This is a genomic window from Streptomyces sp. NPDC033178, from assembly GCF_055577685.1.
This window is the reverse complement of record NZ_JBVIPT010000017.1, coordinates 188,241-203,355: the sequence shown is the minus strand read 5'-3', so window position 1 is coordinate 203,355 and position 15,115 is coordinate 188,241. Positions and strand designations below refer to the sequence as shown.

Here is a 15,115-nt window from a genome sequence, read left to right as displayed (position 1 = left end):
GGACTACGCACCCGTACGGTCCTGGGATTACGCGCCCGTACGGTCCCGCGGGCGTCGTCCCAGCAGCTCGGCGAGGCCCCGTCGGGTGGCCGCGATGACCACGCGGTCCTCGGAGCCGAGCACGTAGGTGGGAGGCAGGTCCCAGACCAGGCCCGACGGGCGCTCGGGCGAGCCCGGGGCAGGCGCGGGGGCGGTGGCCAGGTCGGGCCGGCGCTCCTCGGGGGAGGCGCTGTCCAGGGCGAGCACCCGCCACGCTCCCGCGCGGAACGCCTCGGCGACCGTACGGCCCTCCAGGTGCGGATGCCCGGCGACGTCCAGGGCGGCGAAGAGCAGGACCCGGCGTTCGACCGGGATCGCGCCCAGGATCTGGCGGCCCATCATCGCTCCGGCGAAGGCGGGCGCGGCCAGATGGGAGACGCTGCGGCTGCGGGTGAGCGCGTGCGGGTGGGTGGCGCGGAGCGTGCGGTAGACGGCGGTGGCGAAGTCGTCGTCGTACAGCCGCAGCACCACGCGCAGATCGGGCCGCACCGACCTGGCGTACAGGGAGGCTTCCAGGTTGGTGGTGTCCGCGCTGGTCAGGGCGAGCAGGGCGTGCGCGCGGTGGATCTTGGCGGCTTCCAGGACGCCTTCCTGGGTGACGTCACCCAGGACGACGGGCACGCGCAGTCGGCGTGCGAGCGCGAGCCCGCGCGCCTCGGGGTCGGCCTCGACGCACACGACGGGGATGTGCAGTTCGCGCAGGCGGGCGAGGACACGTGTGCCGATCTTGCCGAGCCCGAGGAGCACGACGTGATCGGAGAGCCCCCGGGGCGGCTTCCGCAGCGCGGTCCCGCTGCGGAACGTACCGAGGCCCTCCAGCACGGCGGCGAGGAGCACGGGGAGCAGCAGCAACCCGACGAGACCGGAGAGGAGTTGGAGGATCTGGCGGCCGAGAGGTTCTTCGAGCGCGGGTTCGTTGATGGCGAAGAGATCGAGGAGGGTCAGATAGGTGGCGTGCAGCGGATGGTCGCCCGTCGTCACCATGGACGCGACCGCGAGCGCCACCACACAGGCCACCAGGCCCGCGAACGACCAGCGCAGCCGCCGGGAGAACAGCCTGCCGAAGGGCAGGACACTGCGTCCGGCGGGGAGCGGCGGACCGGAGTACGACACCGTCTCCAGGACGACGGTGCCGCGGCCGGTCGCGGCGGCCACGGAACGTTCGTCGGGCAGGAGCCGCGGCCCGTGCTCACCGCTGCTCTCCGAACCGTCCGCGCCGGCCGGGTCGTTGGTGGTGGCCGAGAGCAGGGCCAGCGTGCACAGGCCGGGGTCGGCGACCTCCCCGGGGCCCGGGGGCTGCCGTTCCACGGCCCGGAGCATCAGCCCGTCGGTCTGTACGACCTTGCTGGTCCCGGCCACCGCGGTCGCCGCCAGCGCGGGCGCGGCGGTGTCCGCGTCGGAGAGCACGGTCGTGGAGGCGTCGAAGAGTACGGGACCGGGTGGACCGCCGTTCCCTGTGCCGTTCCCTCCGCCGTCTCCTCCGGCATTCGCTCCGGCGCCCTCTCCGGCGTCCGCCATACCCGCCATGGCCAGGGCGGAGGCCTGGTCGAGGAGGGCCTCGATGTGCTGGCCGAGACGGCGGTTGTAGAGGCGGACGACCAGGCGCAGACGGGGGTTGAGGCGGCGTGCCATCAGCGCGGCGCGGATGTTCGTCTCGTCATCGTCATGGACGAGCGCCAACGCGGCGGCATGCTCGACACCGGCTTCGGCGAGCACGGCCTCGGTCAGGACGGGGGCCTCCAACACGCGGGCGGGGCGGGGATCTTCTGAGGTGGCGGACCGATTTGCCGAGGTGGTGGCTCCGCGGGGCGACGACGTGGCTCCGCGAGTCAAGGAGACGGTGCCTCGGCCTGCCGTGCCCTCACCGGCGCTTCCGCCCCCGCTTCCGCCGGTGCCACCGCTGTTGCCGCTGCCGCCGCCAATGCCGCCGTTGGCCGTCGCCCGGGTCACCGCCGCCGACACCCGGTCGAGCAGCGCCGAGGCACGGGCCCGCCCGACGACCGGCGGACGTACGGTGCCCTCGGCGGACGGCACGACCAGCGTCACCCGTTCCCCGTAGACACCACGCAACTCGGCCGCCAGCCGGTGCGCGAGGGCATCGTCCCCGCACACCACCATGTGCGCACCGCGATCGTCCGACCCGCTCTGATTAGGAAGGCTCGCCACAACAGCACAGAGTGCCTCACCGGCACGGACGGTTGCACAGGGGCCTGCCGCAAGGGAGTTGAGGCAGGGGTTCCGCGGGACACTGGCCGCCCGAACCGACCGTAGACCGCACTGCCAGAAGGATGGTGACGAGTGATGCCCGACGAAGAGCCCGTACAGCCGGTGGAGCCGGCGGAGTTAGTGAAGCCCGCGGAGCCCGTGAAACCGGTGGAGCCCGTGAAACCGGTGGAGACCACATCGGCGCAGCCGCCGGAGGGCGTCCCCGCGGATGTCCTTACGGAGATACCCAAGGGCAACCCTGCTGTCTTGCTGCTGGAGCGGCTGGCCGAGAAGCTCGGCGGGCGGGCCTCGGTGTCCGCCGTCTACGGCGAACCCGTGACCAGGCACGGCGTCACGGTCATCCCCGTCGCCAAGGTCGGATTCGGCTTCGGGGCCGGTGTGGGCCGCGAGGCCGGCGCCGCCAAGACCGGCGAGGGCGGTGGCGGAGGCGGCGGCGTGGGCGCGAAGCCCATCGGCTTCATCGAGATCCAGGAGGGCTTCGCCACGTACCGCCCGATCCGCGATCCCTGGGTCGATGTCTTCGTCCCGCTGGCGGTGGTCGCACTCGGCAGTGCGCTTCCCGGGATCATCGGGGCGCTGCGCCGCAGGAAGTGACGGCTCGGGCGCGCCTCGGCCGGAAGGCGGGCGTGCCCTGACCGGAACACGGGCGCGCCCGGCCGGAACATCAGGATGAGAAGCTGTGCCGGAACGGGCGTACTGAAGGTGGAGGGCAACCCACCCGCGAAGCCCTTCCCTACCGGAGGTACCTCTCCCGTGACCACAACCGACACAGCGCCGCCCGGGGTTGAGGACCGCGAGACGGACGATCGGAAGGGCTGGCAGTTCAACTCGCCCCTCGTCCTGACCATGCTGCTGCTCGTGGGGATCGTGCTCCAGGGCCCGATCCGCGGGGCGCTGTCCGCGCCGGTGATGCAGAGCTGGATGACCGTGTTCGTCGCGGTGATGGTGCAGGCGATGCCCTTCCTCGTGCTCGGCGTGCTGCTGTCGGCGGTCATCGCGGTGTTCGTTCCGCCGTCGTTCTTCGCCCGTGCGCTGCCGGGGCGGCCCGCTCTCGCGGTGCCGGTCGCGGGGATGGCCGGGGCGGTGCTGCCGGGCTGCGAGTGCGCGTCCGTGCCGGTGGCCGGGGCGTTGGTGCGCCGGGGTGTCACGCCCGCGGCGGCGCTGGCGTTCCTGCTGTCCGCGCCGGCGATCAACCCGATCGTGCTGACCGCGACCGCCGTCGCGTTCCCCGGGGAACCTCAGATGGTCGTGGCCCGTTTCGTGGCGAGCCTGCTGGTGGCCTGCACGATGGGCTGGCTGTGGCAACGGCTGGGCCGCGCCGACTGGTTGCGCCCACCGTCCCGTCCGGCGTCCGACGGCCTCGGCAAGGGCGCGGCGTTCTGGGGATCCGTACGGCACGACGTGATGCACGCGGGCGGCTTCCTGGTCGTGGGCGCGATGGCCGCGGCCACGCTCAAGGCCGTGGTCCCGGAGGAGTGGCTGAGCCTCGCGGCCGACAACCCGGTGGTGTCGGTCCTCGCCCTGGCGGTCCTGGCCGTGCTGCTCTCCATCTGCTCCGAGGCGGACGCGTTCGTGGCGGCGTCCCTGACCCAGTTCTCGCTCACGGCCCGGCTGACGTTCCTCGTGGTCGGCCCGATGATCGACCTGAAACTCTTCGCCATGCAGACGGCCACGTTCGGCCGGGAGTTCGCCCTGCGCTTCGCGCCCGCCACCTTCGCCCTGGCCGTCCTGGTCTCGGCCCTGGTCGGGGCGGTGCTGCTGTGAACCGCCAGGCCCAGGCAGCCGTCCTCTTCCTCACCGGCGGCGCGATCCTGCACGCAGCCCTCACCGACCTCTATCTACGGTACGTCAAGGCCGGGTTGCAGCCGCTGCTGCTGGCGGCGGGGGTCGTCCTGATCGCCACGGCGGTCGCGACGGTCTGGTACGAGCGGCAGGCGGCGCGTACGTCCGCCGGGAGCGGGGGTGACTCGGCGCGACCACGCACCGGGAACGGGCCGGAGACCGAGCACCACCACGGGGCGGCCGCAGGCAGGAACACAGACACAGACGAGGCCGTGGACGCAGCCGCCGCCGCAGCCGCTGAAGCCCCGGCTCAAGTCGGCATCCCCGCCGCCCCCAGTGCCCATGACCATGGCCATGACGACGCCCACGCCCACGCCCACGCACATGCACATGCACATGCACACCGCGAACCCCGTATCTCCTGGCTCCTGGTGCTCCCCCTCCTCGCCCTAATCCTCGTGGCCCCGCCGGCCCTCGGCTCCTACAGCGCGATGCGCACCGGCACGGCCCTGCAGAAGCAGCCCTGGGGCTTCGCGGACCTCCCCGCCGGCGACACGATCCGGCTCAACCTCGTCGACTACGCGGGCAGGGCGGCGTACGACCACGGGCGTTCCCTCGACCACCGCCACATCAAGATCGCCGGCCTGCTGGCCCTTGACCACGACGGCACCCCGTACCTGGTCCGCATGGCACTCAGTTGCTGTGCCGCCGACGCCCAGCCGGTGAAGATCGGCCTGACCGGCCGGATCCCTCCCGTCCTGCGACCGGACAGCTGGCTGGAGGTCACCGGCACGTACACCACCAAGCAGACCAAGGACCCGGTGAACGACGGGATCATCCCGTTCCTCGACGTCACCGAGGTGAAACCGGTCAAGGCACCGCGGGACCCGTACGACGAGAGCTGGAACGGCTGAACCGGGCGTAGGTCTCCGACGCCGCCGACTTCGCCGTGGAACCTGTCGATCCTCTGTCGATAGCCGGCGTACCGGGGGAGCGGCGGTCAAGAGTGGGCCAGGATGAGCGAGTTGAAGGCTCTCACCCCACTCTTCCCGGAGGCCCGCAACCATGACCCGCAGTCACCCGCACCCGCACTCCCACCCTTCCCGACGCGCCCTCCTGGGCGGCGCCGCCCTCACCGCGTTCGCGGTGGCGACGGGCGCAGGCGCAGGTACGGCGAACGCAGCCACCGGCACCAGGACCGCGACGACGGCCACCGGCGGCGGCACGTGGCCGACCGAGTTCCCGCTCCCCAACGGCTTCCTCCCCGAGGGCATAGCCATCGGCAGAAAGCCGTACGCGTACATGGGCTCGCGCGCCAACGGCGCCCTCTACCGCACCGACCTGCGCACCGGCGAGGGCGGGATCCTCTTCGCGGGCGGCACCGGCCTGGTGGCCGTCGGCCTGAAGCTCGACCACGACGGCCTCCTGTACGTGGCCGGCAACACAGGTGTGGCCCGTACCCATGACTCCCGCACGGGCGAAGTGGTCGCAACACATCAACTGACGGAACCGACCGGCCACTTCATCAACGACGTCACACTCCTCGGCGACCGGGCCTGGTTCACCGACTCACGCGCCGCCGCGCTCTACGGAGTACCGCGAGGCCGAACCGGAACCGTACGCACCCTGCCCCTCACCGGCGACTGGGTCCAGCTCCCCAACGTCAACAACGCGAACGGCATCGTCGGCACCCCCGACGGCCGAGCCCTGATCGTCGTCAAGAGCACTCCCGGCGAGCTCTACAACGTGAACCTCAGGACGGGCCACGCCACCAAGATCACCCTGATCGGCGCGACCGACGTCGTGAACGGCGACGGCCTCTACCGCATCGGCCGCACCCTGTACGTGGTCCAGAACCGCCTGAACCTCATCAGCGTGTTCCGCCTCAACTCCAAGGCCACAACCGCCACCCTGACCGCCACGATCACGGACCCCCGCTTCGACGTCCCCACAACCGCAGCCCGCTTCGGCAACCGCCTCTACCTGGTCAACGCCCGCTTCACGAGCCCACAGACACCGGAGACGACGTTCACGGGAGTGGCGGTCCCGATCTGACGCGGAGGGCAGGACGAGTACGAGTACGGGACAAGCACGAGTACGAGTACGGATGGGGCAGGGGCCGGCAGGATCCCCTGCCCCGCTCCGTTTGCTGAATTCCCATGCTTCCGCCCTCCTCGGAGTGTTACCGAGTTCGGGTGCCTGTCCGCCAGGCGCTCAAGGATGCCGACGGGATCAATGCCGATGCGGACCCGGAGCGGTAGCCACGCAATAACGCCAGAGGGCCCTTACCTACCCGGTAAGGGCCCTCTGATCTGCTACTTAGCTGTCGGGGTGGCGGGATTTGAACCCACGACCTCTTCGTCCCGAACGAAGCGCGCTGCCAAGCTGCGCTACACCCCGATGTCGCTTGGAGCAGGCCACTCGCGTGGGTCCTGTTCGTGGCGACGTCGTTTACTTTAGCCCACCGGTGGCCGGAGACGAAATCCGGTTTTCGGGGGGTCGGTGGCGGCGCAGAACGGGGCGGATGTGGTCGAGGGCGACGAGGAGGAGGGCCAGTGCGTAGCAGGCGAGGCCCAGGACGGTGGCGTTGCCGAGGACCTCTACGTAGCCGTGTTGGGAGACGTCTAGGAAGGGGTACGGGTAGCGGTCCTGCGCGTTGGGAGGCAGTACTGCGCCCCGGGCGAGTGTGAAGGCCAAGTACGCGGCGGGCAGCACTAGCCAGGCGGCCGCTGTGTGGAGTCGCAGTGGGCCCGGGCGGGTCAGCAGGAACCAGTCCAGTACGGCCATGACCGGGACCGCCGTGTGCAGGAGGTGGTTCGTGAGGGCGGGCCAGCCGGTGAGCGTCCCGGTGTCGCCCGCCATTGCGAAAGCGCTCGCACCGTCCGCCAGGATCACGTGTTGGATCAGGCCCGCACCCACCGCGTACAGCATCGTGCCGGCGGTGACGGACGGCGGTACGGGGCGACGGGCCGTCCATGCCCGCCAGGCCGAGACGGCGAACACCGCGGCCACCGCGACGCTGCTCAGGATCGTGAAGTGGCCCATGACCCGGGACGGGGTGCCCAGGACCAGCGCGAGCACCACACCTGCGGTCGCCGTCAGCGCGACGAGGAGGCGGAAGGCGGCTGCCAGGGGGCGGCGGACGCGGGGGACCACCGCGTCCGCCGGGACGACGGGGACGATGGCGGCGGCGTTGGCGGCCACGCCTGGGAGGACGGGTATGTCCGGGATGTCTGCGGGCAGAGGGGCGGTCATCCCCTCACGTTAAGCGGGTCGGACAAAAGGGGCGAGGCGGGTTGAACCGGTCGGGCGGTGCAGCCTCACACGCCTCACGTGCCCGACGCGCCCTCACGTGTCCCCGCCGCCCGAATCACCTTCACGTGCCCCACGCAGCCCCATGACGCACCCTTGCGCGGCACCCTCGTCCCGCCGCCTCCTACGCGTCAGCGCCCGGACTGTCCCGCCACCCGATCCCCATCAACCGCCTCGGCCCCTTCAGCTCCGGCAACCCCCTCGACTCCCGGCAACCCCCTCGACTTCCGGACCCCCTTCGGCCCTCAGACCCCCTCCGGCCCTCAGAACCGCTTCGGCCCTCAGAACCCGTCCGTCCCCTCAACCCCGCCCCACCAACGTAAGCAACGTCGCCTCCGGCGGGCACGCGAACCGTACCGGTGTGTACCTGTTCGTCCCGCAGCCCGCCGACACGTGCATGTACGCCGTCCGCCCGGACTCCGCCTCCGTGTGCGTGGACAGGCCCTTCACCCGTTCCGTGTCCAGGTCGCAGTTGGTGACGAGGGCGCCGTAGAAGGGGATGCACAGCTGGCCGCCGTGGGTGTGGCCGGCCAGGATCAGGGGATAGCCGTCCGCGGTGAAGGCGTCCAGCGTGCGCAGGTACGGGGCGTGCACGATCCCCATCGAGAGGTCGGCCGAGTCGGACGGGCCACCCGCCACGCGCGCGTAGCGGTCGCGCTTGATGTGCGGGTCGTCGAGCCCGGTCAGCTCGATCTCGAAGCCGTCGATCTTCAGCGAACCCCGGGCGTTCGTCAGGTTCAGCCAGCCCGCCGCGTCGAAGCCGTCGCGCAGCGGCTCCCACGGGTTGTGGATCACGCCGACCGCGGGCGCGTTGCCGTTCAGCCCGTGCCTGCCCTGCGCCTTCTCGAACAAGTAGCGGGCGGGGTTGCGGAGTTTGGGCCCGTAGTAGTCGTTCGAGCCGAACACGTACGCGCCCGGGAACTCCATCAGCGGACCGAGGGCGTCCATCACCTCGGGCACGCCCTCCGGGTCGGACAGGTTGTCCCCGGTGTTGATGACGAAGTCGGGACGCAGCCCGGCCAGCGACCGCAGCCAGCGCTGCTTCTTGCGCTGGCCGCTCACCATGTGGATGTCGGAGACCTGGAGCACGCGCAGCGGTCGCATCCCGGGTGGCAGCACCGGGACCGTCACCCGCCGCAGACGGAAGGAGCGGGCTTCGAAACCCGCCGAGTAGAGCAGACCGGCGGCGCCAGCCGCCGCGATTCCCAGAGGTACTCCGTATCGCGCGCGCATAAGCCCATCGTGTCAGACCCCACACACTCGTAAGACCATCGGAGGACCATCGGAGGACCATCGAAGGGGCATGGGAGGGGCGTGGGAGGGGCATCGGAGGGGGCGCCCGAAATCCATGGGCAGCCGTCGCACCACACCTGCGACAATCACCCCATGACCACGCTCAAGTCGAAGCTGCAGGCAGACCTCAACGCCGCCATCAAGGAGCGCGACGAGCTCCGCTCCTCGACGCTCCGGCTGACCCTCGCCGCCATCCAGAAGGAGGAGGTCGCGGGTACGTCGAAGCGCGAGCTCTCCGACGACGAGGTGCAGAAGGTGATCGCCAAGGAGGCGAAGAAGCGCCGCGAGGCGGCCGAGGCCTTCGCGCAGGGCGGCCGCGCGGAGTCGGCCGAGCGCGAGAAGGCGGAGGGCGTGGTCCTCGCCGAGTACCTGCCCAAGCAGCTCTCCGACGACGAACTCCAGCAGATCGTCACGCAGGCGGTCGAGGAGGCGAAGGCCGCCGGTGCCGAGGGCCCGCGCGCCATGGGCCAGGTCATGAAGATCGTGAACCCGAAGGTGGCGGGCCTGGCCGAGGGCGGCCGCGTCGCCGCGGTGGTCAAGAAGCTGCTCGCGGGCTGAGCCCCGGGGCCGCCGAGACGGCCCCGATCATCGCCGCACGCCGCACGCCGCACGCCGCACGCCGCACGCCATACGCCGATGGGGGCGCCCCTAGTCACTAGGGGCGCCCCCATCGGCGTACAACTACAGACCAAGGCCTACGGCCTGCCGAACCCAGGGCCTGCCGAACCTACGGCCTGCCGAACCCCGGCCTACGGAAAGTTCCCACCGTTCCCGTTCCCCCCACCGTTCTCGTTCCCGCTGATCGTCCACTCCTCGGGGATCGAGAAGGACGGCGTGGGGATCTGCGGGTTGCCGTTCCCGCCGTTGTTGCCGTCACCGTTACCGCCGTTACCGCCGTTGTCCCCGTTGTTGCCGTCCTCGTCACCGTCGTCCTCGTCGCCGCGGCCGTCTTCCTTGCCGGTGTCGCCGGGCGGGATGGAGACGAGGTTGAACTGGGGCGCTTCCTTGCCCTCCAGGGCGCCGGCCATCATGTCGCGCCAGATCGGGCCGGGGACCTTGCCACCGAAGACCTTGTCGTACGGGACGCCGCCGATGGTGATGTTGGTCATCCGCCGCTTGTGGGCCGGGTCGCCGACCCAGACCGCGCCGGCCATGTTCGGCGTGTAGCCCACGAACCAGGCCGCGTAGCGCTCGTCCGTCGTACCGGTCTTGCCCGCGCTCGCCCGGCTGTCGAGGCCCGCTTCGGAACCCGTACCGTCCTCGACCACGCCCTTGAGGAGCGTGTTGATCGTGTCGGCGGTGTTCTCCGACATCGCGCGCGAGCACTTCGACTTCGGGACCGGCAGGGACTTCTTCTGGCCGCCGACGGTCTGCCGGATCGACTCGATGGCGATCGGCGAGCAGTACGTGCCCCGGGTGGCGAAGGTCGCGTACGCGCTCGCCATCGTCAGCGGGGACATCTCCTGCGTGCCGAGCGCGATGGACGGGTTCTGGCCGATCTTGTCGCCGTCGGCGCGCTCGGCGCCCATCTTGGCCGCCATGTCGGTCACCGGGCAGATGCCGATGTCACTGATCAGCTGCACGTAGTAGGTGTTGACCGACTTCGCGGTCGCGTCCCTCATGTCGTACGGGCCGACCTCGGTCTCGTTCTCGTTGGTGAGCTTGGCGGGATTGGCCGGGTCGTTCTTCCAGACCTTGCCGTCGCACGCGGAGACCGGGCTCGGGTACGGCATCTCGTACGGCGACGAGTACACCTGGTTCGCCGGCTTGCCGCCCTCGATGGCGGCCGCGGCCACGATCGGCTTGAACGTCGAACCCGGCTGGTAGCCCGCGCCGCCGCCCATGTTGGCGTCCACGGACAGGTTCATCTGCGTCTCGTTCTTCTTGATGTCGACGCCGTACGGACGCGACTGGCCCATCGCGAGGATCTTGCCGGTGCCGGGCTCGACGATGGTGGCGGCCGTGGCCACGTCGTCGTTCTTGTAGACGTGGTCCTTGATCGAGGCCTGCGCCGACTCCTGCGACTGCGGGTCGAGCGTCGTCCTGATCGTCAGACCGCCCTGGTTCCAGATCTTGGCCCGGGCCTTCTGGGTCTTGCCGAAGACCGGGTCGTTCAGGAAGACCTCGCGGACGTAGTCACAGAAGAAGCCGGCGCCCTTGACCGCCGTGATGCAGCCGTTCTTGGGCTTGCTGACCTTGAGGCCGAGCGGCTTCTTCTTGGCCTTGGCGGCCTCCGCCCGGGAGATGTCGTGGACGTCGGCCATCCGCTGCAGCACGGTGTTGCGCCGCTTGACGGCCTCCTCCTCGTCGTTGACCGGGTCGTACCGGCTCGGCGACTGGACGATGCCGGCGAGCAGCGCGGCCTCCTCCACCTTCAGGTCCTTGGCGGACTTGGAGAAGTAACGCTGGGCCGCGGCCTCGACGCCGTACGCCTGCTGGCCGAAGAACGTGATGTTCAGGTAGTTCTCGAGGATCTTCTTCTTGCCGAGCTCCTCCTCGACCTGGATCGCGAACTTCAGCTCGCGGACCTTCCGGCCGAGGGTCTGCTGGGTGGCCTGGGCGACCAGCGTCGCGTCGTCGCCGGCCTCCTCCACGAAGACGTTCTTCACGTACTGCTGCGTGAGCGTGGAGGCGCCCTCCGAGACGCCGCCGCTCTGCGCGTTCTTGTTGAGGGCGCGCAGGACGCCCTTGAGGTCGACCGCGCCGTGCTCGTAGAACCGCGAGTCCTCGATCGCGACGATCGCCTTCTGCATGTACGGCGAGATGTCCTTGAGGTCGACCACCGTGCGGTCACGTGAGTAGACCGTGGCGATCTGGCCGCCCTTGTTGTCCAGGATTGTCGTGCGCTGGCTCAGTGGTGGCCGCTTCAGGTTGGTCGGGATCTCGTCGAACCCCTCGACCGAACCCTTGGCCGCGAGACCGAGCGCGCCGAACGCCGGAACGGCGATTCCGGCCATGACGGCTCCCGCGAGCACACTGACACCGAGGAACTTGGCGGCCTGCTGCGTTGGCGACAGACCCCCGCCCGAGCGCTTCTTTGGCATGAGGGCAGCCTACGTTCTCATTCGCCGGACACACGTATAGGCCTTGGCCTAAGCTGCTCTCAACTGTCACAGCAGTAGGGCTACGTATCAATACGTCCGGCGACCCCGAATCGTTTCGGTCGGAACTCAACTTTTTTGTTGAGCACGTGCCCGAATCCGCCTCATGTGTCAGTTGGTGTCCGATGTGACGCAACTCAACTGCCCCGGTTTGCCGGGAAGGTCACGCATGTCGCCGGGTCACTCCGTTGGGTGATCTGTCGCGTACCCATAGTCCATTCGGGCCATTCAAGATTGGGCCCGAAGGGGCTGGTTGACTGTGCCCACCTTCCGTAACGTCCTCAACTGGCGGCGGTGAATATGCCGCTGCCGCCGTGGGGGAGCCTCGATTCGGGAGAGGACGGCGCCGGTATGGGCTGGGTAACCGACTGGAGTGCGCAGGCGGCCTGCCGCACTACCGATCCGGATGAACTGTTCGTTCAAGGAGCAGCGCAGAACAGGGCCAAGGCGGTGTGCACCGGGTGTCCGGTACGCACGGAGTGCCTGGCCGACGCGCTGGACAACCGCGTCGAGTTCGGCGTGTGGGGAGGAATGACGGAGCGGGAGCGCCGCGCACTGCTGCGCAGGCGGCCCACCGTCACCTCTTGGCGCAGGCTGCTCGAAACCGCGCGTACCGAGTACGAGCGAGGGGCAGGCATTCTGCCTCTCGACGAGGAAGAGGTGTACGAGAACTACGCGGCGGTGGGCTGACCGCCTCTCCGCACGCAACCGGGGTCCCATCGGCCCCGTATGCGTCAGGGGCCACGTGACGTACACGCGACCCCGCACGGCGTCGTACACGGCGTCCGCACGCAACTGGGGCCACCGTGGCCCCGAGAGGCTACGCAGCTCCGGCCGGCGAGGTACCGGCCGCGAGCCGCTCCCCGATGTTCCGCAGCCCTGCGAGGTCGTGCACATCGCCGGGCAGCGCGGCCACTTCGGCCACCGCCACTTCGGGGTGGCGTGCGGCGAAGCGGTCACGTGTGCGCTGCTCGCGGGAGAGCAGCTGCATGCGCTCGGCGTGCAGCCTCAACAGGCCTGCCGTGAGTTGTTCGACGGTGCGGTTGTCCGGGTCGTCCGTCCCGGCTCCTTCGGCGGTGGTCCGGTCCGCGGCGGGGGAGCCTGCGTCGGGCGCGGGAGCCTCGGGGACGGTGGTCTGGGTAGCGGGTGATTCTGAACTGCCGTACGTTTCGGGAGAGTTACGAAGTCCAGCTTTCCCGCCCGACTGATCCACAATGCGGGCCTCGTCAAGATTTTCCTCGGCGGCCGGATCGGCACCGGGTTCGGCCGGACCCGTACCCGGCTCGGCGGGATCGGTACCCGCCTCGGCCGGATCAGCGGCGAGGCCGAGGGTCTCCGCGGCGGCCAGTGCCCGCTCCGCCGACAGCTGGGCCGCGCCGCTGCCGTGTACGCGGTTCAGCACGAGCCCCGCGAGCGGCATGTCCTCGGCGGCCAGCCGCTCCACGAAGTACGCCGCCTCGCGCAGCGCGTCCCGCTCCGGGGCCGCGACGACCAGGAACGCCGTCCCGGGCGCCTGGAGCAGCTTGTACGTGGCGTCCGCGCGGGTACGGAAACCACCGAAGGTGGTGTCCATGGCGGCCACGAACGTCTGGACGTCCTTGAGGAGCTGGCCGCCCAGCAGCTTGCCGAGGGTGCCGGTCATCATCGACATCCCGACGTTCAGGAACTTCATCCCGGCCCGGCCGCCCAGCTTCGCCGGAGCCGTCAGCAGCCGGATCAACTTGCCGTCCAGGAACGACCCGAGCCGCTTCGGGGCGTCCAGGAAGTCGAGCGCCGAGCGCGAGGGCGGGGTGTCGACGACGATGAGGTCCCACTCCTCGCGGGCCCGCAACTGGCCCAGCTTCTCCATCGCCATGTACTCCTGCGTGCCCGCGAAGCCCGCCGAAAGTGACTGGTAGAAGGGGTTGCTGAGGATCGCGGCCGCCCGCTCGCGGTCCGCGTGCGCCTCGACGATCTCGTCGAAGGTGCGCTTCATGTCGAGCATCATCGCGTGCAGTTCGCCGTCCGCGGAGTCGTCGACGCCCTTCACTCGGCGAGGGGTGTTGTCCAGCGCGTCGATGCCCATCGACTGGGCGAGCCTGCGCGCCGGGTCGATGGTGAGGACGACCACCTTGCGGCCGCGCTCGGCCGCGCGCAGCCCGAGGGCCGCCGCCGTGGTGGTCTTGCCGACGCCGCCCGAGCCGCAGCAGACCACGATACGGGTCTTCGGGTCGTCGATCAGTGGATCGACGTCCAGGACGGGGGCGGCGTCCATGGCGCGGGCGGGGTCGTCGTGTGCGCGGGCCGGGTCCTGGCTCATGAGATCCCTTGCTGACGCAGTTCCTTGGCGAGTTCGTACAGGCCCCCGAGGTCCATTCCCTCGGCGAGCAGCGGGAGTTCGTGCAGGGGGAGGTCCAGGCCCTGGAGCACGGCCCGCTGGTCGCGCTCCAACGCGTGCCGCTCGGCGTACTCGTCGGCCTGGGTCAGCAGCGGCTCCACCAGCCGCTCGGCGACCCCGCCGCGGCGCGCGCCACCGAGTCCGGCGGCGGACAGCGACTTGGCGATGGCCGTGCGCGGTGCCTCGCGGGTGAGCGCCAGATCGGTCTCGTCGAGGATCGAGGGCCGGACCATGTTCACGATGATCCGCCCCACCGGCAGCCGCGCGGCGCGCAGCTCGGCGATGCCGTCCGCGGTCTCCTGGACGGGCATCTCCTCCAGGAGCGTCACCATGTGCACGGCCGTCTCGGGCGACTTGAGCACCCGCATGACGGCCTGCGCCTGATTGTGTATCGGGCCGATCTTGGCGAGCCCGGCCACCTCGTCGTTCACGTTCAGGAAGCGGGTGATCCGGCCGGTCGGCGGCGCGTCCATCACCACGTAGTCGTACGCGAAGCGCCCGCGCTTGTCCTTGCGGCGCACGGCCTCGCAGGCCTTGCCCGTCAGGAGTACGTCCCTGAGGCCCGGCGCGACGGTGGTCGCGAAGTCGATGGCGCCGAGTTTCTTCAGCGCGCGTCCCGCGCTGCCGAGCTTGTAGAACATCTGGAGGTAGTCCAGAAGGGCCAGTTCGGGGTCGATGGCCAGGGCGAACACCTCCCCGCCACCTGGAGCGACGGCGATCTTCCGCTCCTCGTAGGGCAGTGCCTGCGCTTCGAATAGCTGCGCGATGCCCTGCCTGCCCTCGACCTCGACCAGAAGGGCACGTTTGCCCTCGGTCGCTAGGGCGAGCGCGAGTGCTGCGGCGACCGTGGTCTTGCCGGTACCGCCCTTGCCGCTGACGACCTGGAGCCTGCTCACGTCTTCGAGCCTAACCAGTCGGCCGCGGAAGTACGCAGGAGGCTGTGGACAAGCTGTGCGCGAGGTGCCGGGCGAGGCCACCGACGAAG

The 15,115-nt window shown here is 70.2% G+C and carries 12 protein-coding genes and 1 tRNA gene; 6 read left to right on the top strand and 7 right to left on the bottom strand.

Annotated features, from left to right (window positions below):
• Window positions 1–27: 27 nt before the first annotated feature.
• Complete coding sequence (locus ACZ5VQ_RS35765; RefSeq protein ID WP_469108565.1) at window positions 28–2,157, bottom strand: potassium channel family protein; 2,130 nt, start codon at window positions 2,155–2,157, stop codon at window positions 28–30.
• Window positions 2,158–2,340: 183 nt separating this feature from the next.
• Here ACZ5VQ_RS35765 and ACZ5VQ_RS35760 point away from each other — a divergent pair, with 183 nt between their 5' ends.
• From ACZ5VQ_RS35760 to ACZ5VQ_RS35745, 4 genes are all read left to right on the top strand, one after another.
• Complete coding sequence (locus ACZ5VQ_RS35760) at window positions 2,341–2,859, top strand: spore germination protein GerW family protein (protein WP_469108564.1); 519 nt, start codon at window positions 2,341–2,343, stop codon at window positions 2,857–2,859.
• Window positions 2,860–3,018: 159 nt separating this feature from the next.
• Complete coding sequence (locus ACZ5VQ_RS35755; RefSeq protein WP_469108563.1) at window positions 3,019–4,029, top strand: permease; 1,011 nt, start codon at window positions 3,019–3,021, stop codon at window positions 4,027–4,029.
• Window positions 4,026–4,961 (top strand): TIGR03943 family putative permease subunit, encoded by a 936-nt coding sequence (locus ACZ5VQ_RS35750; RefSeq protein ID WP_469108562.1) that lies wholly within the window; start codon window positions 4,026–4,028, stop codon window positions 4,959–4,961. The genes ACZ5VQ_RS35755 and ACZ5VQ_RS35750 overlap by 4 nt, the downstream gene beginning before the upstream one ends.
• Window positions 4,962–5,112: 151 nt before the next feature.
• Window positions 5,113–6,102, top strand: coding sequence for an SMP-30/gluconolactonase/LRE family protein (locus ACZ5VQ_RS35745; RefSeq protein ID WP_469108561.1), 990 nt, complete (start codon window positions 5,113–5,115; stop codon window positions 6,100–6,102).
• A 271-nt stretch (window positions 6,103–6,373) separates the two neighbouring features.
• Here the strand turns inward: ACZ5VQ_RS35745 and ACZ5VQ_RS35740 are convergent.
• From ACZ5VQ_RS35740 to ACZ5VQ_RS35730, 3 genes are all read right to left on the bottom strand, one after another.
• Window positions 6,374–6,447 (bottom strand) — tRNA-Pro (locus ACZ5VQ_RS35740).
• 51 nt (window positions 6,448–6,498) lie between these two features.
• Window positions 6,499–7,302: a Pr6Pr family membrane protein gene (locus ACZ5VQ_RS35735; protein WP_469108560.1), complete on the bottom strand. Its 804-nt coding sequence runs from the start codon at window positions 7,300–7,302 to the stop codon at window positions 6,499–6,501.
• A 357-nt stretch (window positions 7,303–7,659) separates the two neighbouring features.
• Complete coding sequence (locus tag ACZ5VQ_RS35730; RefSeq protein WP_469108559.1) at window positions 7,660–8,592, bottom strand: metallophosphoesterase; 933 nt, start codon at window positions 8,590–8,592, stop codon at window positions 7,660–7,662.
• A gap of 153 nt (window positions 8,593–8,745) precedes the next feature.
• Between ACZ5VQ_RS35730 and ACZ5VQ_RS35725 the strand changes: the two genes are divergently transcribed.
• Window positions 8,746–9,210 (top strand): GatB/YqeY domain-containing protein, encoded by a 465-nt coding sequence (locus ACZ5VQ_RS35725; RefSeq protein ID WP_200397394.1) that lies wholly within the window; start codon window positions 8,746–8,748, stop codon window positions 9,208–9,210.
• 191 nt (window positions 9,211–9,401) lie between these two features.
• Here ACZ5VQ_RS35725 and ACZ5VQ_RS35720 read toward each other — a convergent pair whose 3' ends face one another.
• On the bottom strand, window positions 9,402–11,696 hold the full coding sequence (locus tag ACZ5VQ_RS35720) for a transglycosylase domain-containing protein (protein ID WP_469108558.1): 2,295 nt from the start codon (window positions 11,694–11,696) through the stop codon (window positions 9,402–9,404).
• 408 nt (window positions 11,697–12,104) lie between these two features.
• Between ACZ5VQ_RS35720 and wblA the strand changes: the two genes are divergently transcribed.
• Window positions 12,105–12,443, top strand: coding sequence for a transcriptional regulator WblA (gene wblA / locus ACZ5VQ_RS35715; RefSeq protein ID WP_055515737.1), 339 nt, complete (start codon window positions 12,105–12,107; stop codon window positions 12,441–12,443).
• A 130-nt stretch (window positions 12,444–12,573) separates the two neighbouring features.
• Here wblA and bagB read toward each other — a convergent pair whose 3' ends face one another.
• Both bagB and bagA read right to left on the bottom strand, forming a co-directional pair.
• Window positions 12,574–14,052: an ATPase BagB gene (gene bagB / locus ACZ5VQ_RS35710; RefSeq protein ID WP_469108557.1), complete on the bottom strand. Its 1,479-nt coding sequence runs from the start codon at window positions 14,050–14,052 to the stop codon at window positions 12,574–12,576.
• Window positions 14,049–15,026, bottom strand: a complete 978-nt coding sequence (bagA, locus tag ACZ5VQ_RS35705) for an ATPase BagA (RefSeq protein WP_189843232.1) — start codon at window positions 15,024–15,026, stop codon at window positions 14,049–14,051. Before bagA ends, bagB begins: the two co-directional genes overlap by 4 nt.
• Window positions 15,027–15,115 lie beyond the last annotated feature (89 nt).